Genomic DNA, 268 nt, shown 5'->3' with positions numbered 1-268 from the left:
GAGTTTGCATGTCGTGGTGGTTACAGCAGAATAGTCCACCACGATTGTGCTGACTGCTCCAATATCTGTACTTGAAATTAATGTATTGTTGGCATCATAAAGTTCCAGTACATAGCTCACCCCATCTTCTATATGGATACTGTCCTCTGTCCACGCCAATGGCGTTCCGCTGACTTGCAGTACCCTGTTCCGATGTGCCCAACTGAGCATCAGATCACCTGTCACCTCCGTTGGGAAATACGCGCCATTGATCTGAACATTGGCAGGG

At 48.1% G+C, this 268-nt stretch carries 1 protein-coding gene; it reads right to left on the bottom strand.

All coding sequences use genetic code 11. The features are described 5' to 3' along the window. Nucleotides 1-268, bottom strand: a 268-nt coding sequence (locus tag LVY74_RS17690; protein ID WP_237816154.1) for a hypothetical protein, incomplete at both ends; no start/stop codon positions are given.

The sequence above is a fragment of the Acinetobacter sp. ME22 genome, assembly GCF_022012315.1.
Classification (GTDB): domain Bacteria; phylum Pseudomonadota; class Gammaproteobacteria; order Pseudomonadales; family Moraxellaceae; genus Acinetobacter; species Acinetobacter brisouii_A.
The sequence above is the reverse complement of the archived record's forward strand: the minus strand, read 5'-3'. Positions and strand labels throughout refer to the sequence as shown.